The sequence below is a fragment of the Pseudomonas khavaziana genome (genome assembly GCF_036704165.1).
Classification (GTDB): Bacteria; Pseudomonadota; Gammaproteobacteria; order Pseudomonadales; family Pseudomonadaceae; genus Aquipseudomonas; species Aquipseudomonas khavaziana.
Genome location: NZ_CP129946.1, coordinates 740,857 through 766,394 on the forward strand (window position 1 = coordinate 740,857; position 25,538 = coordinate 766,394).

Here is a 25,538-nt window from a genome sequence, read left to right on the forward strand (position 1 = left end):
GGGCGGGGAGGCATAAGCCTCCCCGCATCGTTTGTGGAAACTACATGAATATTCTGATCGTTGGGCCCAGTTGGGTCGGTGACATGGTGATGGCACAGACACTGTTCCAGTGCCTGCGGCAGCGCTATCCAGACTGCCAGATCGACGTGCTCGCCCCTGAGTGGAGCCGGCCGATCCTCGAGCGCATGCCCGAAGTGCGCAAGGCCTTGAGCTTTCCGCTCGGCCACGGCGCCCTGGAACTGGCGACCCGTCGGCGCATCGGCAAGTCCATGGCCGGCCAGTACGACCAGGCGATCCTGTTGCCCAACTCGCTCAAGTCGGCGCTGGTGCCGTATTTCGCCGGCATCCCCAAGCGCACCGGCTGGCGCGGCGAGTTTCGCTATGTGCTGCTCAATGATGTGCGCACGCTGGATAAAGCTCGCTACCCGCTGATGATTGAGCGTTTCATGGCCCTGGCCTACGAGCCTGGCGCGCAATTGCCCAAGCCGTACCCGCGCCCCAGCTTGCAGATCGACCCGGTGACCCGCGACGCGGCACTGGCCAAGTTCGGCCTCACCCTTGATCGGCCGGTATTGGCCTTGTGCCCAGGCGCCGAGTTTGGCGAGTCCAAGCGCTGGCCGTCGGAGCATTACGCCAAGGTTGCCGAGACCAAGATCCGCGAAGGCTGGCAGGTGTGGCTGTTCGGTTCGAAGAACGATCATTCGGTCGGTGAAGATATTCGCCAGCGCCTGATCCCGGGCCTGCGGGAGGAAGCGACGAACCTCAGTGGCGACACATCCCTGGCCGAGGCCATCGACTTGCTGTCCTGCGCTGACTCGGTGGTGTCCAACGACTCCGGCCTGATGCATGTCGCGGCAGCGCTGAACCGCCCGCTGGTGGCGGTGTACGGCTCTACCTCCCCAGGGTTTACCCCACCCCTGGCCGACAAGGTCGAAGTGGTGCGCCTGGGCCTGGATTGCAGCCCGTGCTTTGACCGTACCTGCCGTTTCGGCCACTACAATTGCCTGCGCCAATTATTGCCGCAGCCGGTAACCGATGCCTTGCAGCGGTTGCAGGGCGACGTGGTCGAGGTTCGCTGAGTTGCGGGTACTGGTAGTCAAGACCTCATCCCTGGGCGATGTGATCCACGCCTTGCCAGCATTGACCGATGCAGCGCGGGCGATCCCCGGCATTCGCTTTGATTGGGTGGTGGAAGAAGGCTTTGCCGAAATCCCTGCCTGGCACCCGGCGGTGGACCAGGTGATCCCGGTAGCGATCCGCCGTTGGCGCAAGAATCTCTGGCAAACCTTCAAGAGCGGCGAGTGGCGGCGCTTCAAGCAGCGTGTGCAGTCGACCAAATATGACTTGGTGATCGACGCCCAGGGCCTGTTGAAAAGCGCCTGGCTGACCCGTTATGTGCGGGCACCCGTGGCCGGGTTTGACAAGCACTCGGCCCGCGAACCGATCGCGGCACACTTCTACTCGCGGCGCCTGGCCGTGGCCCGTGGGCAACACGCGGTAGAGCGCCTGCGCCAGTTGTTCGCGGTGGCCTTGGGCTACGATCTGCCCAAAGGCCTGGGCGACTATGGCCTGAGCACCGAAAAGCTGCTGGGGCTACCGCCAAAGAAACCTTTTGTATTGCTGTTGCACGGCACCACCTGGGACACCAAGCACTGGCCCGAAGCCTATTGGCGCGAGCTGGCCGAACGCATGGGCCGCCTGGGGGTGGACGTGAAACTGCCCTGGGGCAACGCCGCCGAAAAGGCCCGGGCCGAGCGCCTGGCCCAAGGGCTGCCCAACGCCGAAGTGTTGCCCAAGCTCAACCTGGCGGGTGTGGCCGGTGTATTGGCCAGCGCCCGGGCCTGTGTGGCCGTGGACACCGGGCTCGGCCACCTGGCCGCTGCGCTGGATGTGCCGACCATTTCCCTGTTCGGTCCCACCAACCCCGGCCTGACCGGTGCTTATGGCAAGGGCCAGGTTCACCTGGCCAGCGATTGGCCGTGTGCGCCATGCCTGCAAAAAAACTGCACCTATCAACCAACGGCCGACGACCTGCGTCGGTTCGACATCCAGCGTGAGTCGCCCCTGTGTTTCACACGCTTGAATCCTGAGCGTGTAGCAAGCCGGCTGAGCACGTTGTTACTGGCTGAGGAGCAGCACTGATGCAACTGGCTTTTGTTCTGTACAAGTATTTCCCCTTCGGCGGCCTGCAGCGCGACTTCATGCGCATCGCCCTGGAGTGCCAGCAGCGTGGCCACCAGATTCGTGTGTACACCTTGATCTGGGAGGGTGATATCCCGCCAGGTTTTGAGGTGCTGGTGGCACCGGTCAAGGCGCTGGTCAACCACCGTCGCAACGAAAAACTGTATGCCTGGATCCAGGCTGACCTGGCCAAGCGCCCGGTGGACCGCGTGGTGGGATTCAACAAAATGCCCGGGCTGGATGTGTACTTCGCCGCCGACGGGGTGTTCGAGGACAAGGCACAAAACCTGCGCAACCCCATGTACCGCTGGTTCGGGCGCTACAGGCACTTCGCCGAATACGAGCGTGCGGTGTTCGACAAAAACGCCAAGACCCGGATCATGGTGTTGTCCGAACATCAGCAGCAGCTCTTCACCCAGTATTACGGAACCCAGGCCGAGCGTTTCCATCTGCTGCCGCCCGGCATCGCCCGCGACCGACGCGCCCCGCCGAACGCCGCCGAAATTCGCGCCGAGTTTCGCGGTGAATTTGGCCTGGCCGAGGATAACCTGTTGCTGGTGCAGATCGGTTCGGGCTTCAAGACCAAGGGCGTCGACCGCAGCCTTAAGGCTTTGGCCGCATTGCCTTCGAAGCTGAAGAAACGCACCCGGCTGTTTGTAATCGGCCAGGACGACCCCAAGGTATTCCAATTGCAGAGTGCCGCATTGGGCCTGGGTGATCAGGTGCAGTTCTTCAAGGGCCGCAGTGATATCCCGCGCTTCCTGCTGGGTGCAGACCTGCTGATCCACCCTGCTTATAACGAGGCGGCCGGCATGGTGCTGGTCGAAGCGGTGGTCGCCGGCCTCCCGGTACTGGTGAGCCGGGTGTGTGGCTACGCGTTCTACATCGACAAGGCCCAGAGCGGTCGGGTGTTGGACGAGCCGTTCGAGCAAGCCCAGCTCAACCAGTACCTGGTGGATATGCTCGACGATCCACACGCACGCGCGACCTGGAGTCGCAATGGTCTGGCCTTCGCCGAGACGGCCGACCTCTATAGCATGCCGCAGTACGCTGCGGACCTGATTCTGGCGGAGCCAAACCGATGAAGTTGATTCTAGCCGAACCCTTCAAGACTCTTTGGGCCGGGCGCGATGCGTTCGCCGAGGTCGAGAAGCTGGAAGGCCAGGTGTTCCGCGAGCTGGCCGCTCGCCGTACGTTGCGTACGGTGGTCGAAGGCCAGCCTTATTTTGTGAAGATCCACCGTGGTATCGGCTGGGGCGAAATCCTCAAGAACCTGGTTACGGCCAAGTTGCCGGTATTGGGCGCGGGCCAGGAGTGGCTGGCGATCCAGCGTTTGCAGGAACTCGGCGTGCCGACCATGACCGCCGTGGCGTTTGGCGAAAAAGGCAGCAACCCGGCGGACCAGCATTCGTTTATCGTCACCCGGGAACTGACCCCGATTATCAGTCTGGAAGACTTGACCCTCGACTGGGTCAAGCAACCGCCCGTGCCAGCCATCAAGCATGCCTTGACCCTTGAACTGGCACGTACCGTCGGCGCGATGCACCGCGGCGGGGTCAATCATCGCGATTGCTACCTCTGCCATTTCCTGTTGCACACCGACCAGCCCATCAGCGTCGACAACCTCAAGCTGTCGGTGATCGACCTGCACCGTGCCCAGGTGCGTGCGACGATACCTATGCGTTGGCGCAACAAAGACCTGGCCGGCCTGTATTACTCCGCCCTGGAGATCGGCTTGACCCAGCGCGACAAACTGCGCTTTCTCAAGGCTTACTTCCAACAGCCGCTGCGCCAGATCCTGGCCGAGCAAACCGCGCTGTTGGCCGAATTGGAACGCATGGCCGCGAAGCTTTATGCGCGCAAGCAACGATACGGGGATGCGCTCTGATGGCGGGTTGGAACCTGGAGCCTGCCTACGCCGCCCTGGCGGATGACTTCGGGAGCCTGGAAGCGGTCTTCGCCCTGCAAGGCGAGCGGCTGACCCGCGACCCGCTGTCGGAAGTGATCCGGGTGGAGCGGGGTGGGGTCAATTATTACGTCAAGCGCTATGTGGGCGCCGGTAAAGGCTTACGCCGCTATTTGGGCCGGCCGCGGGTCAAATCCGAATGGCAGAACCTCAAGCGTTTCGCCAAATGGGGCATCCCTACGGCCGACGTAGTTGCCTGGGGCCTGGATCGCAAGGGCCTGGCCTACAACCGCGGCGCCATGATCACTCGTGAATTGCCCAGGACCGAAGACCTGTCGGTGCTGGCCGAGCGTAATGACGAACGCCTGAAGGACCCCCGCTGGGTCGATGGCATCAGCCGTCAGCTCGCTGAGTACACGCGGACCATGCACGACCACCGCTTCACCCATAACGACTTGAAGTGGCGCAACCTGCTGGTGGACGACCAGCGCACCCTGTACCTGATCGACTGCCCCAACGGCGATTTCTGGCGCGGTTTCTGGCTCAAGTATCGCATCACCAAGGACTTGGCCTGCCTGGACAAAGTCGCCAAGTATCACTTGTCGGCCACCCAGCGCCTGCGCTTCTACCTGCAATATCGCCAACGCTCGCACCTGACGGCGTCGGACAAACAGCGAATTCGCCATGTGGTGAAGTTTTTCGAGGGACGCGAATGAGTGACTTCCTGGCGGCCGAAGACCGCGCTTTGCTTGAGCGCAACGGCCTCGCGACGTTCGACGCCCTGTGGGCCAAGCAACTGGACGCGGTGGATGAGCCCAATACCAGCCAAGGCGGCTGGAGCAGCGTGTATCGCCTGGAACTTGAGGGTCAGGGTTATTACCTCAAGCGCCAGAGCAACTACCTGACCCGCACCTTGCACCGGCCGTTGGGCGAACCCAGTTTTGCCCGTGAGTTTCGTAACATCAGCCTGTATCAAAAGCTGGGTATCCCGGCGTTGCAGGCGGCTTTCTTCGGCGAGCGCAAGGTCGCAGGCGAACGCCGGGCGATGTTGCTTACCCGCGCCCTGGACGGTTGGAACGACCTGGATTCGTTGCTGGAACAATGGCCGCAACTGAGCGATACCCAGCAGTGCGCAATTCTGCTGGCGTGCGGCAAGCTGGCGCGGCACCTGCACGGTGTGGGTCAGGTGCACGGCTGTTTTTACCCCAAGCATATTTTCCTGCAGGCCACCGTGCAGGGTTACGCCGCGCAGTTGATTGACCTGGAGAAAACCCGCCCGCTGTTGTTCGGCTGGCGGGACCGGGTCAAGGACCTGGAACCGCTGCTGCGCCGTGCGCCGCAATGGTCCGATGCGCAAGTGCGCCAACTGTTGGCAGCGTACCTTGAACAGCCCGAGGACAGTGCCTTGGTATCCACTTGGCTTCAACGCTTGACCGCACGCCGCAGCCACAAGGAGAACCGCTGATGCGTTTATCCGAGCTGAAAAATGTTGGCCGTTCCCCCAGCCTGCCGTTGACTATCGACTTGGCAGATGCCGCAGGCCCGGGGCAGTTGCAACTGCTGAGCCTGTTGCGGGTGTTGCCGGGGCAGCGCTACGTGGGCGCGGCTGTTTGGCGCGGTCGCCCGGTGTTGGCCAAGCTACTGGTAGGCAGCAAGGCGGCGCGGCATTTTCAGCGCGAGCTCAAGGGCGTGCGTTTGTTGGCCGAGCAGGGCCTGACCACGCCGCTGTTGCTGGCCGATGGCTTGCAGGATGGCGAGGGCGGCTGGCTGCTGTTTGAGTTTATCGAGGGCGCCCAAAGCCTGGCCGACGCCTGGCTCGCCGTCGAGAGCCTGCCGCCGCTTGCGGACGAACAAACCGCCGTGCTCGCCGAAGCGCTGGGTGCGATTGCCCAGATGCACGCCAAAGGCCTGTGGCAGGAAGACCTGCACCTGGACAATCTGCTGCGCCAGGATGGCAAGTTGTATTTGATCGATGGCGCCGGTATTCGTGTCGAGGAGCCGGGCAAGCCGCTGTCGCGCAATCGAGTGCTGGAAAACCTCGGCGTATTTTTTGCCCAACTGCCGAAAAACCTCGAACCCTTTACCGAAGAATTGCTGGTGTATTACCTGCTCGGCAATGGCGAGCATGCCTTGCCCCTGGAAGCCCTGGAAAAGCAGGTACGCAAAGTCAGCGCCTGGCGCTTGAAAGATTTCCTCGACAAGACCGGTCGCGAGTGCACGCTGTTCAGCGTAGTACGTGGCGCCTTTGCCCTGCGTGCGATCCGTCGCGAAGAAGAGGCGGCCATGCTGCCGGTGCTGGAGCAGGCGGATGCGTTGCTCGATCAGGGCCACCTGTACAAGACCGGCGGCGCGGCCAGCGTGGGCAAGGTCGAGGTGGCCGGTCGGCCGCTGGTGATCAAGCGCTACAACATCAAGGGCTTTGCCCACTGGCTCAAGCGCTTCTGGCGGCCGAGCCGCGCCTGGCATTCCTGGCGAGAAGGCAATCGCCTGGCGTTCCTCGGTATCGCCACGCCCAAGCCGCTGGCGGTATTGGAGAAGCGCTTTTTCTGGTTGCGCAGCCGTGCTTACCTGATCACGGAGTTCCTGCCTGGGCCGGACATCATCGAGCGCTTCGCGCCCTATGTCGAACGCGGGGATGCGCCTGAAAGCGAGCTGCTGGCGCTGGACCATCTGTTTGCCGAGTTGATTCGCGAGCGCATCAGCCACGGCGACTTCAAGGGGCATAACCTGTTTTGGAACGACGGCCGCTGGGCGATGATCGACCTGGACGCCATGTGTCAGCACAGCTCCATTGCCAGCTTCGCTGCGGCGTATGCCAAGGATCGTGCACGGTTTATGCGCAATTGGCCGCAGGGCAGTGCGTTGTATCAGGTGATTGATCAGCGGTTGCCTGAAGAGACAGATGTTTTGGCGGGCCTGGTTTAAGAGCACGCTTGAAGTCCAAATGTGGGAGGGGGCTTGCCCCCGATGCGGGGCGTCAGTGAATGTTTCTGTAGCTGATCCACCGCTATCGGGAGCAAGCCCCCTCCCACATTAGAGTTGATGTTCAGCCCCCAACCCCCCCGCGTACCACGATCGCCCCGCCGGCGTTGCTGACATACCGGCAGGTCGAGCGTCGGGCTGGCGCTGCGCGAGCCGGTGATCACGCTGGGGTCGAGGGTCAGCGTTGCGTCGCCGGCCAGGGCTGTGGTGCACGAGCCCAGTGCAAGCAGGGCGGCGGGATCGGACGGTTCCTACACAAAATTGCGCCCAGCAGAGCCTGTGGATAACGGTTCGGAGTGTTAGCTTTCAGCCCCTCAACTGGAGAAGCAAGCATGAAGACTGGAATGGCGAGGCGGTCGGCGCTGGTAGGCAGCCTGTTGCTGCTGGCCGGCTGCGGTACCGTGACAACGGTGTTGCGTGACGATGGGGTCGCAATCCGGGAGCTCAAGGCGAAAAAAACCTACTGCCAGACCGTCCCGCGTGTCTACAGCGGCGTGGCTTATGACCTGTGCGTATTGCATGCACCGCCGAATTCCGCAGGTGGCCTCGCGCTGGACGGTATTCCCTGGGCCTTTATCGATGTGCCGATCTCCGCCGTGCTGGATACCCTTGCCTTGCCTTACACCCTCTACCGGCAAAACGCCGACGGTAGCCTCGAACTGCAGTAGCCCTCCGAGCCTGGCGCGCGCCGCTAACAGCTTCCCCCTGCTTTTAAGCTATAATCCCGCCCTTTAGCTGTTTCTCGCCCAGGCGAGAGGCACACTTTTTTCAGGCGCGACCCGCCTGCATGCAGACTAAAAGAGGCTAGACCCCTGTGGCATTGACGATTCTTGGCCTGTCCGGCGCCCTTAGCCATGATCCTTCCGCAGCCCTGTATATCGACGGCAAGCTGATTGCGGCCGCCGAAGAAGAGCGCTTCGTACGCGACAAACATGCAAAGAACCGCATGCCCTACGAGTCGGCGAAGTTCTGCCTGGAACAGGCCGGCATCAAGCCTTCCGACGTTGACGTAGTGGCGATCCCGTTCGCCCCGATCAGCCTGTTCGGCGAGGCGCGCTGGCACTACGCCAAGCGCTACTGGTACGCCCCGGACCGTGCCCTCGACGCGATCCTGATGGGCAACCGTCGCTACAAGCGCTATCGCAACAAGATCGTCTGGTGCCTGGAGCAATTGGGTTTCGACCCGAAGAAAATCAAGATAGAACCGGTTGAACACCACCTGGCCCACGCTTCCAGTGCCTACCACTGCTCGGGCTTCCAGGAAAAAACCGCGATCCTGGGCATCGACGGCAAGGGTGAATACGCCACTACCTTCTTCGGCTACGGCGAAAACGGCAAGATCCACAAGATCAAGGAATTCTACGATCCGGACTCCCTCGGCGGCCTGTACGGCGCAATCACCGAGTTTCTCGGTTTCGAGATGCTCGACGGTGAGTTCAAGGTCATGGGCATGGCGCCCTATGGTGATGCCAGCAAGTACGACTTCTCGCGCCTGGCCTCGTTTGAAAGCGGCGAACTGGTGATCAACACCGACTACGCCAACGTCATCGGCCTGCGCCGTTATAAAGAGAAGGGCAAGGGTTTCTACTTCTCGCCGAAACTGATCGAGTGGCTTGGCCCCAAGCGCGAAGGCGACATCGCCGACGAGCCGTACATCCACTACGCGGCCAGCATGCAGGCGCTGTTCGAAAAGCTGGCCCTGCAGATGATCGATTACTACCTGGGTGACATCCTCAAGGACACCGGCAAGCTGGCCTTCGCCGGTGGCTGTGCGCTGAACGTCAAGCTGAACCAGAAGATCATCGCCCGTGACGACGTGACAGAGCTGTTCGTACAGCCCGCTTCCGGCGATGCCGGTACAGCAGTCGGTGCGGCGGCCTACGTGTCCCACGCCCGTGGTGTTCCAGTTGAGAAGATGGAGCACGTCTACCTCGGCCCGTCCTACAGCAATGAAGACGTGATCGCCGCCTGCGCCAAGCACGCGAGCAAGCCGAACTGGCGCAAGATCGAAAACATGCCGCAGCGCATCGCCAGGATCATGGTCGACGGCAACCCCGTGGCCTGGTTCCAGGGACGCATGGAGTTCGGCCCGCGCGCCCTGGGCGGCCGTTCGATCATCGGTTGCCCGAGTGCGACCGGCGTGGCTGACCGCATCAACCACCAGATCAAGTTCCGCGAGCGCTGGAGGCCCTTCTGCCCGTCGATGCTCGACACCGTGGCCCCGCAGATGATCAAGGTCGATCACCCGGCGCCGTTCATGACCTTCACCTTTGAAGTCGCCGAAGAGTGGAAGACCCGCGTGCCGGAAGTGGTGCATGAAGATGGTACGTCCCGCGCCCAGGTGCTCAAGCGCGAATACAACCCGCGCTACTACGACATGATGAAAGAGCTGGAAGTGCTGACCGGTAACGGTGTGTCGCTGAACACCTCGCTCAATCGTCGTGGCGAAGCGATGATCTGCTCGCCGACCGATGCGTTGAATATGTTCTTCGGCTCCGACCTGCAGTACCTGATCATGGAAGACATCCTCGTGGTCAAGGACGGCGTGGACCCTTATGACGCCGTGGTTTAAATGCTGAACCGCTTCCAGGGCTGGCGTGAACGTGGCTGGGCGCCTGTCGAGGCCGAGGTTTACGCCCAGGCCTGGCAGCGTTATGGCGGCAGCCTGGCGACTCATCCGCAGGTGATCGAGCGGTTGGCTGACCTGGCGCAGATTCCGGTGCGCTATCTGGGTTGGGAACAAGGTGGCGAACTCAAGGGGGCGATCGCCACCTGGGGACGCGACCTTGCTCTCTCCAAAGAAGTGCTCAAGCGCAGCGGCAAGAAGGGCCTGTTTGACCTGGGCAACGCTGAGATCATCCTGCCGATTGCCGCCGATGCGCAGGTGCCGTTGCGGCATCGTGCGCGCTACCTGTCGGCGCTGAACGAGGGGCGCGTCAGCACCCTCAAGCCCCAGGCAGAGCAATTGGCCATGGCGCGCACGCCCGAAGAACTGTCGAAGAAGTTTCGCTACAACCAGCGCCGCGAATTGCGTTTGCTGGAAGAAGCGGGCGGCGTAGTGCGGGCGGTCAGTGAGTTTTCCAGCGTGGAGTTGGCGGCGATTTATTGCGACCTGTTCCAGCGCCGCTGGGGCTTTCCGGCAGCAGGCGCGGTGCGTCTGGCCGAGGTGCTGGAGTTGCTCCAGGAGTTTCTGTTCGGTTCGGTGCTGTTTCTCAATGATGCCCCGATAGCGGTGCAGTTGGTATATCAGGTGCAGTCCAATGAGTGGTTCAGCGCCGAGTACGTCAACGGTGGCGTCGACCCGGAAACCCGCGCATTCAGCCCCGGCAGCGTGCTGAGTTTCCTCAATACCCAAAGCGCGTGGGAACAGGCGCGGGCGTCGAACAAGTCGCTGCGTTTCTCCTTCGGGCGTTCCGACCGTGAGTACAAGGAGCGCTGGTGCAACCCGGTGCCGGTGTTCAGCGTATGAGTCGCAAGCAGCAGCTGCTCAAGCGCCATCGGCGCAACAAGCGTATCGCGCTGTTGATCGGCTTGCTGGTGTTGGTGGCAGCCGGCGTCCTGGTGGCTTGGTGGTTGCCGCTGCTGCTGGCGGTGCTGCTGTGGGCGGCCCATGAAGCCTGGTTTGCCGATCACCTGTTTTACTCGCCCAAAGACAGCTACGGCTACGCGTTCCCGGTCGGCAGCGAACAGTCCGGCCTGCGCCTGGAGGCGGGGCGGCTGCTGTTGGACACGCCTCTGGCGGCCGATGAAACCCTGATCGTGGGTGTCGATTTGAAAAGCACCTGGTTTGGGCGGTTCCTCGACCCTGCGGTGGACGTTTTGGGCCTGGAGATGCCGGATCGACAAGTCTTCGAGCGCGGCGTCGCCGGGCGGCGTTACCTGAACCTGACAGGCGCCGCCGAAGCCTTGGCGGCGGGCAATATCAGGTTGCGCGGGCGTTTCTGCCGGATCAAGGGCCAGCCGATACTCTGGCGCTTTCGCCAGCCGGACTATCGCCAGCAACGGGTGATGGTGATCGCGCCTCACGCCGACGATGCCGAGCTGGCGGCGTTCAGCCTCTACAGTCAGGCGCGTGAAAGCTGGATCGTGACCCTGACCGCCGGTGAAATTGAAGCCGAACATTACCAGCACATGGGGCTTCCCAGAGCTGAAGCCGCCCGCCTCAAGGGCCGCCTGCGTGCCTGGGACAGCATCGCCGTGCCGCGTTGGGCTGGCGTGCCCGAGACGCAGTGTGTGCAATTGGGCTACTTCTGCATGCAGTTGCAGGCCATGCAGGCAGCGGCGGATCAGCCCATGGCTTCGCGCGAAGCTGACTTAAGCGATACGCGGTTGTTTCGTCAGTTCAACGGCTTTGCATTGCCGGGGGATATGGACGGCGCGCCGACCTGGCACAACTTGATCGCTGACCTGCGGGCACTGCTGCTAAAGGCGCGGCCCCAGGTGATCGTGTTGCCCACGCCATTGCTTGACCCCCACGCGGACCACATCAGTGCCCATGCGGCGATCCTGGAAGCCCTGCAAGGCCTGGAGTGGCAGCCCGACACATTGCTCGGCTACGCCAATCACCTGCATGATAACGACCGCTGGCCCATGGGTGATTCGGGGGCTGGCGTAGCGCTGCCGCCGCGTTTTGAGAGTGCGGTCGAGATGGAGCCTTGCAGCTTTGCGCTCAGTTTGAGTCTGCAGCAGGACAAGGCCATGGCATTGGGCATGATGCATGACCTGCAACCGCCCGCGCCGTTCAAGCGCCGGGTGCGCAGGTGGTTGCAGCAACTGCTGGCGGGCCGCAAGCCGTCGCCCTACGGCGAGAACGAATTCTTTCGCAAGGCCGTGCGCCGTCACGAGCTGTTGTGGGTCCTGAAGAGGGACTGAGAGCCTATTGAAGGCAGGCCGGTATTTGCCTGTCGCCCTTTTTTACCGGGCTGCGTGCCCGTAGCCAGATCGCTGCATGGAGAGTTATGAAGCCGCGTTTCAAGGTTTTGCAGTTACAGCCGGACTACAACGTCAAGACCAATGATTTCGCCGACCTGGGTGAGCAAATCGTCAAGTCCTTGCCGCCTGAGCGTTTCGAGGTGACATCCGGATTTCTCAGCGGCCGCCCGCTGCCCGGCCAGCCCCTGAGCGTGGCTGAACACTCTCATTATTTCGAGCTGCCGGAGAAGTCCCTCAAGGGCATTCGCTTCGGTGCCATGTGGCAGATCTACAAGTATTGCCGCGAGCAGAAATTCGATGTGGTCATCTGTAACCGCTTCAAGTCGGTGAACATGATGCTCTCGCTCAATCGCTGGCTGAAAATCCCGCTGTGCATCGGTATCTCCCACGGTTTTGGCGAATATGCCCGTGGTTATCGTCGGCGCCAGACCCAGCGCTGGGTCAGCCCGGCATGGCGGTTTGTCGGGGTGTCGGAGGCGGTGAAGGACTACCTGGTGAACCTCAACTGCGGCTTTACCCGCGACAACACCACCTATGTCACCAACGCCATCGACATTCCCCAGGCCGAAGCCCTGCAACTGACCCGCGAGGACGCCCGCAAGGCCCTGGGCCTGCCAATGGATGCACGGATGATCGGCGCCCTGGGCCGCCTGGTACCGATCAAGGGCCACACCCATCTGTTGCAAGCTTTCGCGACCCTCAAGGACAAATACCCCGAGGCCCAGGTGGGCATCATCGGTTCCGGTCGCGCCGAAGCCGATCTGCGTGCGGATATCGAGCGTCTGGGCCTGACTGGTCGCGCACACTTACTGGGCTTTCGCGAAGACGGCATGAAGTACGTGCGCGGCTTCGATATCTGGACCATGCCGTCGCTGTTCGAGGGCCTGGGCCTGGCCCTGCTGGAAGGCATGAGCGGCCACTTGCCGGTGATCGCTTCCAATGGCCCGGCGATGCTGCCGCTGGTGCAGGGCGCGGGCGGCCTGTCCCATGACCCGGGTAATGTCGAGCAACTGGCCGCGGCCCTGGATACCTATCTGGCGCTGAGCGATGAACAATTACGCGCCAAGGGTGAAGAGGTGTTCCGCTACCTGCAGGCCAATCACACTCTTGAAGAGTTCAAGCACAAGTACCTGACCCTGATTGAAACCGGTTTGCGTGAAGTAGGTAGAGCATGAATCAGCCACAACCCCTGGTCTCGGTGATTATCGCTTCCTATAACCACGGCCAGTACATCGAACAGAGCATCCTCAGCGTGTTGGGGCAGACCTACCCCAATATCGAATTGCTGGTGGTGGATGACGGCTCCAAGGATGATAGCGTCGAACGTATCCTGCGCTTGCAGGCCGAGCACGGCTTTGACTTCCAGGTCCAGCAGAACCAAGGCCTCAGCGCCACCCTCAACGGTGCGATCGCGCGCGCCAAGGGCAGCCTGATCGCACCGTTCGGCTCGGATGACATCATGCTGCCGGACCGTATTGCCACCCAGGTCGCGTATATGGACGGTAAGCCTAAGGTGGGCATGTGTGCCGGCAACATCGAGCTGATCGATGCTGACGGCAACCTGCATCCGGAGAAAAAACAACGCCGCGACGTGCCGTTTCGCAGCCTCGACTTCGATGATATTTTCATGGACCGCAAGCCGTTCCCACCGGCACCGACCATGCTGATTCGTCGGGAAGTGCTGGAGCAAGTCGGTGGCTTCGACCCGCAGATTCCGCTGGAGGACCTGCTGATCCAGTTGAAGATCACGGCGGCGGGCTACACGATCGACGCCCTTGGCGTGGTGATGGCCAAGTATCGCCAGCACGCGAGCAACACGTACAAGAACCACCGCTACATGATCCAGAACATTCTCAAGACCTATGCCAAGTTCAGCGATCACCCGGCTTATGACGCGGTGCGCTACAACTTCCTGAACTCGATGTTCCTCAAGACCGCCGACCGCGATCGCCCACTGGCGCGGGAGATTCTCAAGCAGATCCCGTTGAAGTTCTGGGGGCGCAAGACGTTGCGCGGTTTGGTGCGCTTGTATCTGGCGCCGCTCAAAAACTGAAACTGCGCCTCACCCTGTAGGAGCGAGCTTGCTCGCGAAAAAACGGAGAACACCGCGGGCAACTTGAATGCCCGCGTCATCGTTCACGATTTTCGCGAGCAAGCTCGCTCCTACATGTTTAAAGGCTCTGTACTTGCTCGCGGATTTTCGCGGTAGCCGCTGGGCTTGCCACCGAGGCGTAGCCTTTGACCAGTTGCTCGAAGTGCGTTTCGAACAGCCAGTTGCGATCCTGTGGATAGCGCTGCATGTGGCGCAGATTACGTTGGCGCAGTGCATAACGCAGTGACGACGGATAGATGCGCAGGTCAGCCACGTCGATCAGGCCGAATTCACCGTCGTCCATCAACAACACGTTACCCAGGTGCAGCGAGCGGAAGTAAACACCGCGCTCGTGCAACTGCGCCATGAACCGGCCAAAACGCTCCACCAGCGATTCGCGCAAGCTGCTGTCCAGGCTTTGCAGCGCTTGGCGCAAGGTCAGGCCGGGCAGTGGTGTGTAGGCCACGGCGCTGCTGGCGTCACTCAGGCGATAGAGCCCGAGGATGTCCGGGGCGGGAATGCCAAGGGTGCGCAATTGCTCGCTGTTGCTGGCAAAACGCTCCGAATACGGGTTGAAGCTGCCGGAGGTGTACCAGCGGCGTGGGCGGAATAGCTTGAGGAAGCTGCCGTCTTCCAGGCGTAGGACTTTAGGTCCGAGGCCATCGGCTTCAATGACGTGGGCGTTGTTGCACATCTGCTCGAAGGCGGCGGTCTTCAGGTTTTGCACCGGCATACGCAACAGGCTGCGATGGCGCTGGGCGATGCTCAGGCCGGTGATAATCGCCAGGGGAATCCACAGCAGGAACCAGTGTTCCTTGGGGCGCGACAGAATGCCGCCGCCCTCGGTCAGGCCTGCGCCGATGCCGTAGGCCAGCAGTGACGAAGCCAGGATGAACAACGGCTGTGCGCGTTGCTGCAGGCCTTTATACAGGCCCCAGCCGAGCATAAAGGCCCAGGGGATAAAACCAATGATGCCGACGTAATAGAGCACGCCGAGGGCAAAGCTGTGGGGTTCGCGCAGTTGGTATCCATCGGACACCGTTAGGTAAAGCTCGGAATCGTAGCTATGCCCGATCCAGGGATGCTCGGCGATAAGCTGCAGTGAAATACTCCACAGCTCGAGACGGAACGAAGTGCCTCGCTCGGTGATTAACTCGGGGTAAAACAGGAGTAGTGCGACTGTGCCTAGGATCATTCCACTGATCAGCAATGCCGAGCGACGATTTCGGCTCACAAAGCTCATCCACAGGATAGCCAGCCCCAGCGCCACCAGCGGCGTGCGTGAGCCGGTCGCCAGCACGGCCATGGTCATGATCGCCAGGGCCGGTACGCTGAACCACAACACTTTCATGCGCTGGGTGGTCATGCAGACATACAGCCAGTACACGGTGAAAAACCCAAAAAGGTGCGAACTCAACAGTGGGTTATCAAGAGCACCAAGACCGCCGATCATGCGCAAACCGGGCGAGTAGCCCTTGGCGAACTCCACCAGGTTACCCAGGCTGACCACCAGCGCAATCACCGCAGCGCTGAAGAAGATCGGCTTGAACAATTCATTGCGGTAATGCAGCAACAGCCCGCATCCGCCAAAGAGCATGAAGGTGTTCAGCGGGCGCTTGAACAGGTCAGTGTCGGTGCTGTGTTCCGGGCTCCACAGCAGGCTGGTCAACGCCCAGGCGGAAAAGGCCAGGAAGGCGATCGCCAGCGGCTCGCGCAACAGATCCTTGAATTCCCTGGGGCGCATGCACAACAGAAACAAAGTCGGTACGCTGAACAGGATGTAGAAAATCCGGTGCAGTACATTACGATTGCCGACGAAGAACAGTGCACTCAGGAGCAGCAATAAGCCAACAGGCAAAATCCACAGGACCAGGAAGTCGAAAACGCGATTTGAGCCATAGTTAAGGCGCTTGGAGTGCATACAGTAGAGCCATTCCAGAAAGAGAAAGCCAACCATCTTAAGCTAGTGGCCATGTAATGTCGCCGGTCGGATCCAACCGGGCCGCGGGTTACACCGGGTGCAAGTACAACAGAGAAGCTGTGCTAAAGTCAGCCTCCTTTTTCAAAACGCCGCGTGATATGACCGACTCCAGTCCGAGCGCAAGCCCTTCGAGCTTGAAAATATACTTCCGTCTGCTCAGTTACGTTAAGCCCTATATGGGCTTGTTCGCATTGAGTATCCTCGGATTTCTGATTTTCGCGTCGACCCAGCCGATGCTGGGTTACATCCTCAAGTACTTTGTCGACGGCCTCTCCAACCCGGAAGCCGTGCTGTTCCCGACCGTGCCATTCCTGCGCGACCTGCAGTTGCTGCAGGCCGTACCGCTGCTGATCATCCTGATCGCGGCCTGGCAGGGCTTGGGTTCGTTCCTGGGCAACTATCTGCTGGCCAAGGTTTCCCTGGGCCTGGTCCACGACCTGCGGGTGCAGTTGTTCAACAACTTGCTGACGCTGCCCAACCGTTATTTTGATAACCACAACTCCGGGCACCTGATTTCCCGTATCACCTTCAACGTAACCATGGTTACGGGGGCGGCGACCGATGCCATCAAGGTGGTGATCCGCGAAGGCATGACGGTGATCTTCCTGTTCGCCTCCCTGCTGTACATGAACTGGCGCCTGACGCTGGTCATGATCGCGATCCTGCCGCTGATTGCCGTGATGGTCAGCACCGCCAGCAAGAAATTCCGCAAGCAGAGCAAGAAGATCCAGGTGGCCATGGGCGACGTCACCCATGTGGCCTCGGAGACCATCCAGGGCTACCGCGTGGTGCGCAGCTTCGGTGGTGAAGTCTACGAAGAGAAGCGCTTCCTCAAGGCCAGCCAGAGCAACACCAACAAGCAACTGCGCATGACCCGCACCGGGGCGATCTACACCCCGGCGCTGCAGTTGGTGATCTACTCCGCCATGGCGGTGCTGATGTTCCTGGTCCTGTACCTGCGCGGCGATGCCTCTGCCGGTGACATGGTGGCCTACATCACCCTGGCCGGTTTATTGCCCAAGCCGATCCGCCAACTGTCGGAGGTCAGTTCGACTATCCAGAAAGGTGTGGCGGGCGCCGAAAGTATTTTCGAACAACTGGACGAAGACGTTGAGGTCGACCACGGTACCATCGAGCGTGACAAGGTCAGCGGTCGCCTGGAAGTGCGCAACCTGAACTTCACCTACCCTGGCACCGAACGCCATGTGCTCAAGGACATCAGCTTCACCGCCGAGCCTGGGCAGATGATCGCCCTGGTGGGCCGTTCGGGCAGCGGCAAGTCAACCCTGGCCAGCCTGATCCCGCGCTTCTACCACCATGAAAGCGGCGAGATCCTGCTCGACGGCGTAGAGATCGAAGACTACAAGCTGCTCAACCTGCGCAAGCACATTGCCCAAGTCACCCAGCACGTCACCCTGTTCAGCGACACCGTGACCAATAACATCGCCTACGGCGACCTGGCCGGTGCGCCTCGCGCCGACGTTGAAGCGGCCGCCGCCGATGCCAACGCCAAGGACTTCATCGACCAGTTGCCCAAGGGCTTCGATACCCAGGTCGGCGAGAACGGCGTGTTGTTGTCCGGCGGCCAACGCCAGCGCCTGGCCATTGCCCGGGCATTGCTCAAGAATGCGCCGTTGTTGATTCTCGACGAGGCCACCTCGGCCCTCGACACCGAGTCCGAGCGGCATATCCAGGCGGCACTGGACAAGGTCATGCAAGGCCGCACGACCTTGGTGATCGCACACCGCTTGTCGACCATCGAGAAGGCTGACCTGATCCTGGTGATGGACGATGGTCGGATCGTCGAGCGCGGCACCCACGGCGAGTTGCTTGCGCAGAACGGTTATTACGCCCGCCTGCATGCCATGGGCCTGGATGCGCCGGTAGCGGCTGACATCACCTGATCAACAGGCGTCACGGCTCGAATGTGGGAGGGGCTTGTCCGAAGGTTTTTTTGTAGGAGCGAGCTTGCTCGCGAAAAACGTCAACGATTACGCGTGCTTCCTGAATAAACGCGGCGCCTGTGAGTTTTTCGCGAGCAAGCTCGCTCCTACAGAGGGTAGCCCCCTCCCACATTTGGCCAGCAGTGGGCGCAAGCGACCGCAAACCCTGTGCTAATATCGCGCCCCTGTTCATTTTGTATGTGGGTTGCTCCATGAAGTTGTCCATGCCGCGATTCAATCAAGCCGCTGTCTTGGTGGTCGGCGATGTCATGCTCGACCGTTACTGGCATGGCGGTACCTCACGGATTTCCCCTGAGGCGCCGGTGCCGGTAGTCAAGGTCGAGCAAATCGAAGACCGCCCAGGTGGCGCTGCCAACGTCGCCCTCAATATTGCCGCCCTCGGCGCCCCGGCCTCCCTGGTAGGGGTGACTGGCGACGACGAAGCTGCCGACAGCCTGGCCAACAGCTTGCAGGGGGCCGGCGTGCGTGCGCTGTTCCAGCGCATCGCCCATCAGCCGACGATCGTCAAGTTGCGGGTCATGAGCCGTCACCAGCAATTGCTGCGTATCGATTTCGAAGAACCCTTCGCCACCAATGCCCTGGCCCTCAGCGACCAGGTCGATGCGTGGCTCGAAGGTGTAAAGGTGCTGGTGTTGTCTGACTACGGCAAAGGCGCCTTGCAGAACCACCAGGTGTTGATCCAGGCCGCCAAGGCTCGCAACATTCCGGTGCTGGCCGATCCCAAGGGCAAGGACTTCTCGATTTATCGAGGCGCCAGCCTGCTGACGCCAAACCTCAGTGAGTTCGAAACTATCGTCGGCGGTTGCGTCGATGAGCACGATCTGGTGAGCAAGGGCGCCACACTGATGGCCGATCTCGACCTGGGCGCCTTGCTGGTGACCCGTGGCGAGCACGGTATGACCCTGCTGCGACCTGACCATCCGGCCATGCACCTGCCGGCACGTGCACGTGAAGTGTTTGACGTTACCGGTGCGGGTGACACCGTGATTTCCACCCTGGCGGCGTCCATCGCGGCCGGTGAAGAATTGCCCCACGCCGTGGCCTTGGCCAACCTGGCGGCAGGCATTGTGGTGGGCAAGCTGGGTACCGCGGCCATCAGTGCCCCGGAATTGCGCCGTGCGATCCAACGCTCCGAAGGCTCGGAACGCGGCGTGCTGGGCCTGGAGCAATTGCTGCTGGCGATTGACGATGCCCGCGCCCACAACGAGAGCATAGTCTTCACCAACGGCTGCTTTGACATCCTGCACGCCGGTCATGTGACTTACCTGGAGCAGGCGAGTGCCCAGGGCGATCGCCTGATCGTCGCGGTCAACGATGATGCGTCGGTGAGCCGTTTGAAAGGCCCAGGCCGTCCGATCAACAGTGTTGACCGGCGTATGGCGGTGCTGGCGGGACTGGGTGCGGTGGACTGGGTGATCAGCTTCTCCGAAGATACCCCGGAGAACCTGCTGGCCCAGGTCAAGCCTGACGTGCTGGTCAAGGGCGGGGACTATACCGTCGACAAGGTGGTCGGTGCGGATATCGTCAGTGCCTATGGCGGTACGGTCAAGGTGTTGGGGCTGGTTGAAAACAGCTCTACCACTGCTATCGTCGAAAAGATCCGCAACAACGAGTAACACCCCGTGACGCCCGGGGCGAGCCTGCTCGCCCCTAGCTCTTCTTCGGTACGATCTTGCGCAGCATCTGCCGCGCCTTGCCGGTCAGGCGCTTGAGCTTGGAGTCCTTTTCCGGCTCTGCCAAACCCTGCTGCCTTAGCCAATCTTTCCAGCGAATCCGCTCATCGCGCACCAGCCAGCCTTCCTGCCGGGCGAAGCTTTCCGCCAGGTACAAGCCGCGTGTGCTGGCCGGGTACAGCTGGTCTTTCTTTACGGTGTACAGCTCAGCGAGCGGCTCGCCGTCTTTCAATGGCATCAGGTACAGGTCCGGGCGCTGGCGGTCCAGGCGCGCCACCAGTTGGTCGCCTTCGAGGCGCTCATCCACATGGAACAAGCTGAGGGACTTGGCCTCCTTCGGCACTTCCAGGCGCAGGTCATAAATCAACTGCAGTGACGCCGTCGGCAGGTGCACGTAGGCTCGCGGGCGTTCGATCAGTTGGGTGGTGGCGCAGCGTACCGGGCGAGCGGCGCCGGACAAGGGGCTCAGGCGGAACGGCAGGGCTTCGCGGTAATGCAGGGCGGCGGAGTAGGGCGCCGGCAGCCAGGTGTCGTTGAAACGTCCGCCGAGCCAGCCTTCCGGAGTTTCGAGCAGGCATTCCTCGGCAATTTCCTGGATGGCAGTGTGCAGTGGCAGGTTCAGTTCATGGGCCGGGACGTAGCCGGAGATCAGCTTGAGCACCACATCGCCACGGTCCTGGCGGCGTTGGCGCACCAGTACCCAATAATCCTTGTTCTGCCAATGCAGGGTCAGGCGTACCGAAACGCCGAGGTTCGCCAGTTCCAGGGCGAAGCGTTCGGCGTCCGGCACCTCGACTGGCTTGCGTCGTTGCAGGGTCTGGGCAAAGTTGAGCGGCATGCCGACGCTCTGGTAGCTCAGGCCTTCGGGGGTGGCTTCTACGTGCAGCGGCAGTGTCTTGAAGTTACTGGGGTTCTTTCTTATGAGCGTACGCGGCATGTCGGCTCCTTTGTGCGACGGGGTCGGCCGCGTGGGCGGCATCAGAGTTGACGGATGACCCGGGCAGCGGTCGCCGCGTTATGGGCCAGGTGCAGCGGATTAATGGTCCCGACAATAGCACTGGCGACGCCCGTTTGCGCAAACAACAGCTTGAAACTGGCATCAATTGGATCCATTCCTGGCTCCAGGCACACGTGGCCGCTGGCCAGGGCTTTTTTCACCAGGATGCCTTTGCCATGGGCTGCTGCATAATCGATCACGGCTTTTTCGGCCTGCTCGTTGAGGTTGTAGGTGACCATCGCGCAATCACCCTGTTCCAACGCTTTTACACCGCCTTCGACGGTCTTGCCGGAAAAACCGAAAGCGCGAATCTTGCCGTCTTTTTTCAGCTCCGCCAGGGTCTGGTAAACCTCGCAATCGTTGAGGATATGCAAGTCGTTGCCATCGGAATGCACCAGCACCAGGTCGATAAAATCCGTTTCAAGGCGTTTCAGGCTGCGTTCAATCGACATCCGCGTATGGTCCGCGCTGAAATCGTGCCGGGACAGGCCATTGGCAAATTCTTCGCCGACCTTGCTGACAATTACCCAGTTCTTGCGTTGCCCGCGCAATAACGGGCCCAGGCGCTCTTCGCTCATGCCGTAGGCCGGTGCGGTGTCGATCAGGTTGATGCCCAGCGAGCGGGCCAGGAGCAGTAGCCTGCGTGCCGCTTCGTCGCTGGGGATCTGGAAACCGCTGGGGTATTTCACCCCTTGGTCGCGGCCCAGCTTGACGGTGCCCAGGCCCAATGGCGACACCCGCAGACCGGTGTTGCCCAAGGGGCGATGAAAGTCGTGAAGGGTTAGCAGGCTCATGGCAACAGTTGCTCCCAGGCAGGTTGGCCGATAGTCGGTTTTGGCAGGTCGGGCAGCGGCGCGCTGGCGCCAGGGCGGATGCCGTCGCGTTCCAGGGCGTGCAGGACTCGATCGGCGAAGTCCGGCGCCAGGGCCAGCTTGGTCGGCCAACCGACCAACAGGCGGCCGTCGTCGGCGAGGAAGGCGTTATCGGGGCGGGTCAGCCCCGATTGCAGCGGTTCGGCGCGGTCCACCCGCAGGGTTGCCCACCGGGTCTGGCTCATGTCGATCCAGGGCAGCAGTTGCGCCAGCTCTTTCTGTGCGGTGGCGATCTGTTCTTCTGGTGTGCGTGCCACGCCGTCAGCCTCGGCAATATCGCCGCCGAGGTACCACACCCAGTTGCCGTCGGCCGCCGGGTGTGTCGTCACAGTGATGCGCGGCTTGGTGCCGCCGCCCAGGCAATGGGCATACAGGGGTTTGAGGCCCGGGCCCTTGGCGATAATCATATGCAGAGGACGTTTTTGCATGGCTGGCTGGCTCAGGCCCAGGGTCGCGAGCACATCGGCGGTACCGCCGCCGGCACTCAACACGATGCGCTGGGCACGGATCTCGCGGCCGTCGACTTTCAAGCCCGCCAGAGTGCCGTCCTCAAACAGGGGTTCAATGTGCTGACCGGCAAGCAAGCCGTCACCCGCCAGTTGCGCCAGGCGTTCAATCAGGCTCGGTACGTCCACCACCAATTCCGCCAGGCGATAAACCTTGCCCTTGAAACGACGGTCTTGCAGGGCCGCGGGCAACTCGTCGCCCTTGACCTGATCGACGCGGCCGCGCACGGCCTTGCTGGCGAAGAAGCTGGTGAGGTTGCCGGCGAGGGTGCCGGGGGACCACAGGTAATGGGCTTGGGACAGTACGCGTACGCCGGACAGGTCCAGCTCACCGGTACCCGCCAGGGCTTCCCGCCAGCGGCGCGGCATATCGGCGATGGCTTCGGAGGCGCCGGTGAGGGCGCCGTGCAGGGCGTATTTCGCGCCGCCGTGGATGATCCCCTGGGATTTCACGCTTTGCCCGCCACCCAGGGTGGCGCTTTCCACCACTAACGTAGAGAACCCCTGGCTGCGCAGGCGTGCGTTGAGCCAGAGGCCGGCAACCCCGGCGCCGACAATCAGAACGTCGGTGGAAATAACGGATGGCATCGGCGACCTCAGTGTTCAAGACAAGAGGCGCAGTATACAGGCTGTTGAGTGGCGGTCAGTGCCCCACGGTTTTCGAGAACAGCTGAATCACCACCACGCCCAGCACAATCAGGCCCATGCCCAGCATCGCCGGGACATCCAGCTTCTGCCCATAGATGAACAACGCTGCGACGCTGACCATCACAATCCCCAGCCCTGCCCAGACCGCATAGGCTATCCCCACCGGCACGGTGCGCACCACCAGGGTGAGCATCCAGAACGCGACGCCATAACCCACAATCATCAACAACAGCGGGATCGGTGTGCTCAAGCCCTTGACGGCTTTCATGGAGACGGTCGCAACCACTTCCGAGCAAATGGCAATGGCCAGGTAAACGTAGGCGGCATTCATGGGAAAGTCCTCGGTAGTTTCAAAATCTGTAGGAGCGAGCTTGCTCGCGAAAAGCGTTAACGAAAACGCAGGGATTGCAGTTAGACGCGTTGCCTGTGCGTTTTTCGCGAGCAAGCTCGCTCCTACAGTGGTCGGCATTCTAGTTGTTTGCCAGATGCGGTAAAGTCATTACCTATCTGGATTGGAGATGGGTTGAGCCATGAGCGTGCAGTGGAACCTGGAACAGATGCGCCTGTTTGTCAGCGTCGCCGAGCGGCGTTCGTTCTCGGCCGTCGCCCGTGATCAGCGCAAGGCGCAATCGGCGATCAGCAATGGCATCGCGTTGCTGGAAGCGGACCTGGGCGTGAGCCTGTTCGAGCGTAGCAGTGGCCGCCAGCCTAGCTTGACCGAGGCCGGTAGCGTGTTGCTGGAGGAGGCGCGTGAAGTGCTGCGCCAGTGTGAGCGCCTCAATGGCCGGGCGCTGTCCTTGACCCGCGGTGAGGAAGCCTGCCTGCGCCTGGCCCAGGATGAGGCGATGTTGTTCCAGCCGGTGCTCGATAGCCTCGAGGCACTGGCGGTGCACTACCCGCTGCTGGAAGTGCAGCTGTCCAGCGCCGCCCAGGGCGACGTGGCGCGCAAGTTGGTGGAGCGCAAGGCGGACCTGGGGCTGTTGTTCTATCACGATCAGATCCCCGAGGCCCTGGAACGACGGGTGGTGGGCAGTGTGGAAATGGTCACGGTGTGCGGGGTGAATCACCCGCTGGCCCAGGAACAGTACGTGACGTGCCAGCATCTGGCGCAGTTTCGGCAGTTGCTGATGTCGACCCAGACCAGCGTTTACCCCGGCAGCGAGGCGGCCAGCCCGCTGGTGTGGCGCGCCGACAGTTTCTACGTACTCGCCGAATGGCTGATGAGCGGCCTGGGCTGGGCCTGGTTGCCTCGGCATATCGTGCAATACCCGACCTATCAACAACAGATGGTCGAGTTGGCCAGCGAATGGACGCCGCCGGCGCTGGTGGTGGAGCTGGTGTGGCGCCGCGATGAACACCTTGGGCCCGCGGCCCGCTTCCTGGCCAAACGTTTTGCCGAGTGCTTGCAGGCGATCGACTGAAAAAGCCGATAAACTCCGCCGCCATGAATAGAACTCTCTATAGCTGTCTGTTTTACCTGGCGCTGCCGTTGGTGGCCTTACGTTTATGGTTGCGTGCGCGCAAGGCGCCGGCCTATGCCAAGCGTGTGGGCGAACGGTTTTCCTATGGCTTGCCGGTGATGCGTCCCGGCGGGATCTGGGTGCATGCCGTGTCGGTGGGCGAAAGCATTGCCGCCGCGCCGATGGTTCGTGGTTTGCTGGCGCGTTATCCACAGCTGCCGATCACCGTCACCTGCATGACGCCCACCGGTTCTGAGCGGATCCAGGCACTGTTCGCCAACGAGCCGCGCATCCAGCACTGCTACTTGCCTTACGACTTGCCTTGCGCCGCCAAGCGATTTCTTGATCACGTGCAGCCCAAGCTGGCAGTGATCATGGAGACGGAACTCTGGCCCAACCATATTCATGCCTGTGCCCAGCGCGGTATCCCGGTGGCGCTGGCCAATGCGCGATTGTCGGCGCGTTCGGCCAAGGGGTATGCGCGTTTCGCCAAGCTGACTGAGCCGATGCTCTCGCAAATGAGCCTGTTCGCTGTGCAGACTGAAACCGAAGCCGAACGATTTCGCAGTCTTGGTGCGCGTCCTGAAACGGTGGAGGTTACCGGCTCGATCAAATTCGACCTGAGCATCGATCCGCAATTGCCGGAACGCTCCGCCGCGTTGCGTGAACAATGGGGCGCCAGTGAGCGGCCAGTGTGGATCGCAGCCAGTACCCACGAAGGCGAAGATGAAGTGGTGCTTGCAGCCCATCGACAATTGCTCGCCAGCTACCCCAACGCATTGCTGATTCTGGTTCCGCGTCATCAGGAGCGCTTTGGCCCAACATTTGAGCGTTGCGTGCAGCAGGGCTTTGCCACGGTGCGCCGCTCCAGTGGCGAGGCGGTCAACGCGCAAACCTCGATTTTGCTTGGCGACACCATGGGTGAATTACTGTTCCTCTACGGCTTGGCCGACAGCGCCTTTGTCGGCGGTAGCCTGGTGCCGACGGGGGGGCACAATCCGCTGGAGCCGGCGGCGTTGGGTAAGCCGGTGATCATGGGACCCCACGTATTCAACTTCCTCGACATCACCGCGATGATGCGTGACGCGGGGGCGTTGCGCGAGGTGGATGACGCAGAAGGTCTGGCCGAAGCGGTGAGGCAGCTGTTCGAGCTGCCGCAGGATGCGCGCAGGATGGCGCAGGCGGGGTTGAAAGTGATGCAGGCCAATCAGGGTGCGTTAAAACGCCTTTTGGACGGTTTGGAAAGATTGATCGCTCACTGACCCACCACCCATCAAATGTGGGAGGGGGCCTGCTCCCGATGGCAGTGGGTCAGCCAACCTGTTGGGCGACTGACACAGCGCT

Annotated in this window: 22 protein-coding genes; 17 read left to right on the forward strand and 5 right to left on the reverse strand. The window is 61.6% G+C overall.

Features of this window, described 5'->3' with window-relative positions:
* The first annotated feature begins 44 nt into the window (after positions 1 to 44).
* From waaF to QYQ93_RS03275, 13 genes are all read left to right on the forward strand, one after another.
* The gene (gene waaF / locus QYQ93_RS03215) at positions 45 to 1,079 is read left to right on the forward strand and encodes a lipopolysaccharide heptosyltransferase II (RefSeq protein WP_043050737.1); all 1,035 of its coding nucleotides are present in this window, start codon (positions 45 to 47) and stop codon (positions 1,077 to 1,079) included.
* Position 1,080: 1 nt separating this feature from the next.
* Positions 1,081 to 2,142, forward strand: coding sequence for a lipopolysaccharide heptosyltransferase I (gene waaC / locus QYQ93_RS03220; RefSeq protein WP_043050738.1), 1,062 nt, complete (start codon positions 1,081 to 1,083; stop codon positions 2,140 to 2,142).
* Positions 2,142 to 3,266, forward strand: coding sequence for a glycosyltransferase family 4 protein (locus tag QYQ93_RS03225; RefSeq protein ID WP_338476320.1), 1,125 nt, complete (start codon positions 2,142 to 2,144; stop codon positions 3,264 to 3,266). The genes waaC and QYQ93_RS03225 overlap by 1 nt, the downstream gene beginning before the upstream one ends.
* Positions 3,263 to 4,069: a lipopolysaccharide core heptose(I) kinase RfaP gene (gene rfaP / locus QYQ93_RS03230; RefSeq protein ID WP_043050740.1), complete on the forward strand. Its 807-nt coding sequence runs from the start codon at positions 3,263 to 3,265 to the stop codon at positions 4,067 to 4,069. The genes QYQ93_RS03225 and rfaP overlap by 4 nt, the downstream gene beginning before the upstream one ends.
* Positions 4,069 to 4,803 (forward strand): lipopolysaccharide kinase InaA family protein, encoded by a 735-nt coding sequence (locus QYQ93_RS03235; protein ID WP_043050741.1) that lies wholly within the window; start codon positions 4,069 to 4,071, stop codon positions 4,801 to 4,803. The genes rfaP and QYQ93_RS03235 overlap by 1 nt, the downstream gene beginning before the upstream one ends.
* Positions 4,800 to 5,552 (forward strand): lipopolysaccharide kinase InaA family protein, encoded by a 753-nt coding sequence (locus QYQ93_RS03240; protein WP_043050742.1) that lies wholly within the window; start codon positions 4,800 to 4,802, stop codon positions 5,550 to 5,552. The genes QYQ93_RS03235 and QYQ93_RS03240 overlap by 4 nt, the downstream gene beginning before the upstream one ends.
* The gene (locus QYQ93_RS03245; RefSeq protein WP_338476321.1) at positions 5,552 to 7,012 is read left to right on the forward strand and encodes a lipopolysaccharide kinase InaA family protein; all 1,461 of its coding nucleotides are present in this window, start codon (positions 5,552 to 5,554) and stop codon (positions 7,010 to 7,012) included. Before QYQ93_RS03240 ends, QYQ93_RS03245 begins: the two co-directional genes overlap by 1 nt.
* Positions 7,013 to 7,401: 389 nt before the next feature.
* Positions 7,402 to 7,737: a YceK/YidQ family lipoprotein gene (locus tag QYQ93_RS03250; protein ID WP_080889115.1), complete on the forward strand. Its 336-nt coding sequence runs from the start codon at positions 7,402 to 7,404 to the stop codon at positions 7,735 to 7,737.
* Between the two features lie 146 nt (positions 7,738 to 7,883).
* Positions 7,884 to 9,641 carry a carbamoyltransferase family protein gene (locus tag QYQ93_RS03255; protein WP_043050745.1) on the forward strand — a complete coding sequence of 586 codons (1,758 nt, stop codon included), beginning with the start codon at positions 7,884 to 7,886 and terminating at the stop codon, positions 9,639 to 9,641.
* Complete coding sequence (locus QYQ93_RS03260) at positions 9,642 to 10,538, forward strand: GNAT family N-acetyltransferase (protein ID WP_043050746.1); 897 nt, start codon at positions 9,642 to 9,644, stop codon at positions 10,536 to 10,538.
* On the forward strand, positions 10,535 to 11,941 hold the full coding sequence (locus tag QYQ93_RS03265) for a PIG-L deacetylase family protein (RefSeq protein WP_043050747.1): 1,407 nt from the start codon (positions 10,535 to 10,537) through the stop codon (positions 11,939 to 11,941). The genes QYQ93_RS03260 and QYQ93_RS03265 overlap by 4 nt, the downstream gene beginning before the upstream one ends.
* 86 nt (positions 11,942 to 12,027) lie before the next feature.
* On the forward strand, positions 12,028 to 13,176 hold the full coding sequence (locus QYQ93_RS03270; RefSeq protein ID WP_043050748.1) for a glycosyltransferase family 4 protein: 1,149 nt from the start codon (positions 12,028 to 12,030) through the stop codon (positions 13,174 to 13,176).
* Entirely contained in the window at positions 13,173 to 14,054 is an 882-nt protein-coding gene (locus QYQ93_RS03275; RefSeq protein WP_043050749.1) for a glycosyltransferase, read from the forward strand. Before QYQ93_RS03270 ends, QYQ93_RS03275 begins: the two co-directional genes overlap by 4 nt.
* Before the next feature lie 118 nt (positions 14,055 to 14,172).
* Here QYQ93_RS03275 and QYQ93_RS03280 read toward each other — a convergent pair whose 3' ends face one another.
* Positions 14,173 to 16,014 carry a bifunctional O-antigen ligase/aminoglycoside phosphotransferase family protein gene (locus QYQ93_RS03280; protein WP_043047926.1) on the reverse strand — a complete coding sequence of 614 codons (1,842 nt, stop codon included), beginning with the start codon at positions 16,012 to 16,014 and terminating at the stop codon, positions 14,173 to 14,175.
* A 158-nt stretch (positions 16,015 to 16,172) separates the two neighbouring features.
* On the opposite strand from QYQ93_RS03280, the gene msbA reads away from it, so the two are divergent.
* Together msbA and hldE are read left to right on the forward strand one after the other, a co-directional pair.
* Complete coding sequence (gene msbA / locus QYQ93_RS03285; protein WP_043047927.1) at positions 16,173 to 17,978, forward strand: lipid A export permease/ATP-binding protein MsbA; 1,806 nt, start codon at positions 16,173 to 16,175, stop codon at positions 17,976 to 17,978.
* 251 nt (positions 17,979 to 18,229) lie between these two features.
* On the forward strand, positions 18,230 to 19,654 hold the full coding sequence (gene hldE / locus QYQ93_RS03290) for a bifunctional D-glycero-beta-D-manno-heptose-7-phosphate kinase/D-glycero-beta-D-manno-heptose 1-phosphate adenylyltransferase HldE (RefSeq protein ID WP_338476325.1): 1,425 nt from the start codon (positions 18,230 to 18,232) through the stop codon (positions 19,652 to 19,654).
* Positions 19,655 to 19,688: 34 nt separating this feature from the next.
* On the opposite strand, the gene QYQ93_RS03295 is transcribed toward hldE, so the two are convergent.
* From QYQ93_RS03295 to QYQ93_RS03310, 4 genes are read right to left on the reverse strand one after another with little or no spacing between them, the layout of a single operon-like run.
* Positions 19,689 to 20,648: a hypothetical protein gene (locus QYQ93_RS03295; protein ID WP_043047922.1), complete on the reverse strand. Its 960-nt coding sequence runs from the start codon at positions 20,646 to 20,648 to the stop codon at positions 19,689 to 19,691.
* A 41-nt stretch (positions 20,649 to 20,689) separates the two neighbouring features.
* Complete coding sequence (locus QYQ93_RS03300) at positions 20,690 to 21,502, reverse strand: aldo/keto reductase (protein ID WP_124376008.1); 813 nt, start codon at positions 21,500 to 21,502, stop codon at positions 20,690 to 20,692.
* Positions 21,499 to 22,674, reverse strand: coding sequence for an NAD(P)/FAD-dependent oxidoreductase (locus QYQ93_RS03305; protein WP_338476327.1), 1,176 nt, complete (start codon positions 22,672 to 22,674; stop codon positions 21,499 to 21,501). The genes QYQ93_RS03300 and QYQ93_RS03305 overlap by 4 nt, the downstream gene beginning before the upstream one ends.
* Before the next feature lie 55 nt (positions 22,675 to 22,729).
* Complete coding sequence (locus tag QYQ93_RS03310; protein ID WP_043047919.1) at positions 22,730 to 23,065, reverse strand: DMT family transporter; 336 nt, start codon at positions 23,063 to 23,065, stop codon at positions 22,730 to 22,732.
* A gap of 199 nt (positions 23,066 to 23,264) precedes the next feature.
* On the opposite strand from QYQ93_RS03310, the gene QYQ93_RS03315 reads away from it, so the two are divergent.
* Positions 23,265 to 24,155, forward strand: coding sequence for a LysR family transcriptional regulator (locus QYQ93_RS03315; RefSeq protein WP_043047918.1), 891 nt, complete (start codon positions 23,265 to 23,267; stop codon positions 24,153 to 24,155).
* Positions 24,156 to 24,178: 23 nt separating this feature from the next.
* Positions 24,179 to 25,456 (forward strand): lipid IV(A) 3-deoxy-D-manno-octulosonic acid transferase, encoded by a 1,278-nt coding sequence (waaA, locus tag QYQ93_RS03320; RefSeq protein WP_338476328.1) that lies wholly within the window; start codon positions 24,179 to 24,181, stop codon positions 25,454 to 25,456.
* Positions 25,457 to 25,538: the final 82 nt, after the last annotated feature.